Annotated in this window: 2 protein-coding genes and 1 pseudogene; all 3 read left to right on the forward strand. The window is 66.0% G+C overall.

What is annotated here, in order from left to right:
• Window positions 1–108 precede the first annotated feature (108 nt).
• The gene (locus tag JMF86_RS04060; RefSeq protein WP_175809005.1) at window positions 109–954 is read left to right on the forward strand and encodes a glycosyltransferase family 2 protein; all 846 of its coding nucleotides are present in this window, start codon (window positions 109–111) and stop codon (window positions 952–954) included.
• Window positions 951–1,916: an SDR family oxidoreductase gene (locus JMF86_RS04065; RefSeq protein ID WP_175809006.1), complete on the forward strand. Its 966-nt coding sequence runs from the start codon at window positions 951–953 to the stop codon at window positions 1,914–1,916. The genes JMF86_RS04060 and JMF86_RS04065 overlap by 4 nt, the downstream gene beginning before the upstream one ends.
• Window positions 1,917–1,923: 7 nt before the next feature.
• Window positions 1,924–2,387, forward strand: a pseudogene (locus JMF86_RS04070) (glycosyl transferase); the annotation flags it as partial.

A 2,387-nucleotide genomic window follows, 5' to 3' on the forward strand; every position in this document is an offset into this window, starting at 1 on the left:
AACGAAAAGCGGGCTTGTACGATTCAGTAACCGTATGAGTGCGTGATTTCATGCATCGGCAGTTGTCCAACCAGCGCTTCGTCATGCAGGCGCGCAGTCGAACCACGGATGAATGTAATAAGCGTGCCCCCCAGCGATGTCGATGGTTTGTCAATCTCCATCGTCGTTTATCACCCCGATACCGTTCAACTTGAGCAGACGCTGGCCAGTCTGGTCGCGGCGCGTGACCGCCTGCGTACGGCTTCGCTCGAATGCCCGGTCGATCTGTTTCTGGTCGATAACGGTGGGCTGGGAGACGTGTCTGCATTGATTGATGATCTCGATACGAAAGGTATTACCACCCGGATTCTGTCGGGCCACGGCAACGTTGGCTACGGACGGGGGCACAATCTCGCGATCGAATCGTCGACACGCCCGTTTCACCTGATCTTGAATCCTGACATCGATCTCGACGCAGACGCGCTCGTTGCCGCCCGTGCGTTTCTCGGTTCGCGTCCCGACGTCGGCGCGCTCACGCCATGGATCGGCGATGACACAGGCGGGCAGCAGTATCTCTGCCGCCGTTACCCGGCGGTGCTCGATCTGCTCGTGCGCGGCTTCCTGCCGGCGCGGTTTCGGGCAGCTTTTGCGAAGCGCCTCGCCCGCTACGAAATGCGCGACGTCATCAACGACCGCGACGTCGTTTGGGACCCCCCCATCGTCAGCGGCTGCTTCATGCTGTTCCGCACCGAAGTCCTGAAGAAACTCGGCGGCTTCGATCCACGCTATTTCCTGTACTTCGAGGACTACGACCTGAGCCTGCGCACGCACGAGATTGCCCGCGTCGCGTATGTTCCCTCGGTGCGCGTCATCCATCACGGTGGGGGGGCGTCGCGCAAGGGCTTCGCGCACATCCGCATGTTCGCCGCGTCGGCCTTGAAGTTCTACAACCGCTTTGGCTGGAGGCTCTGGTGAGTCACCTCGTCGTCACCGGCGCGAACGGCTTCGTCGGCCGCGCGGTCTGTCGTCGTGCGCTGGATGCCGGACATACGGTTACCGCGTTGGTACGGCGTCCGGGCGGCTGCATCGACGGCGTGCTCGAATGGGTGCACGACGCCGCCGATTTCGCGGGTCTGGATGAAGCGTGGCCAACCGACCTGACCGCCGATTGCGTGATCCATCTCGCCGCGCGCGTGCACGTGATGCGCGACGAGTCCCCCGATCCCGACGCTGCGTTCGATGCCACCAACGTCGCCGGCACGCTGCGTCTCGCCGACGCCGCGCGCCATCACGGCGTGCGCCGCATCGTGTTCGCGAGCAGCATCAAGGCGGTCGGAGAGGGCGACGGCGGAATACCGCTGTCGGAAGCGTTCGAACCCGACCCGCAGGATGCATACGGCCGTTCGAAGTTGCGGGCGGAACGGCAGCTCGCGCAGTGCGGCGCGTCGGCGGGGCTCGATGTCGTCGTCGTTCGTCCGCCGCTCGTCTATGGCCCTGCCGTCCGTGCCAACTTCCTGCGAATGATGGACGCGGTCGCGCGCGGGATGCCGTTGCCGCTCGGCGCGGTTTCGGCGCGCCGCAGCATCGTCTACGTCGACAATCTCGCCGACGCGCTGCTGCGTTGCGCAATCGACCCGCGAGCGGCCGGCGAATGCTTCCATGTCGCCGACGACGACGCCCCGACGGTCGCGGGCCTGCTGCGCCTCGTCGGCGACGCGCTCGGCAAGCCGGCGAGGCTGATCGCGGTGCCGCCGGCGCTGTTGCGTGTGCTCGGAAAGCTGACCGGTCGCAGTGCGGCTATCGACCGCCTGACGGGCAGTCTGCAACTCGATACCGGTCGGATCAGGCGCGTGCTCGACTGGCAGCCGCCCTATACGACCCGCCAGGGCCTCGAAGCGACCGCCGCATGGTATCGTTCGCGCGATACACGAAAATAAAAGCCACATGCTTCTCGCGAATCCCACCTGGCTCACCACGGCCGCGGTGGCCCTGGCCGCCGCATTCGCCTCGACGACGATTCTCCGCGTACTGCTCGCCACCGGGTGGGCCTGGCGTCTGGCCACCGACATTCCGAACGACCGTTCGCTCCATACGCTGCCGACACCGCGCGTCGGCGGATGGGGCATCGTGCCCGTCTGTGTCGTTGCGCTGCTGATGCTGGCGCCGCGGCTTTGGCTGATCGCGATCGCCGCCGCGGGACTCGCCGCGATGTCGCAGATCGACGACCGGCGCGGGCTGCCGGCCCGCGTGCGATTCTCCGCGCACCTCGCGGCAGTCGTCGCGCTGATCGTCGTCTTCCCGGCCGACGCACCGTGGTGGCTGCTCGCCGGCGTGGGTTTCGCGATGGTCTGGCTGACGAACCTGTACAACTTCATGGACGGCGCCGACGGTCTCGCGGGCGGACGATC

It is taken from the genome of Burkholderia sp. E168m15 (assembly GCF_016586105.1).
Taxonomy (GTDB): domain Bacteria; phylum Pseudomonadota; class Gammaproteobacteria; order Burkholderiales; family Burkholderiaceae; genus Burkholderia; species Burkholderia orbicola.

What these genes read in the sequence shown, in the direction of transcription:
- JMF86_RS04060 (WP_175809005.1), top strand. Translation starts at nt 109, where the DNA reads ATGAATGTAATAAGCGTGCCCCCCAGCGATGTCGATGGTTTGTCAATC.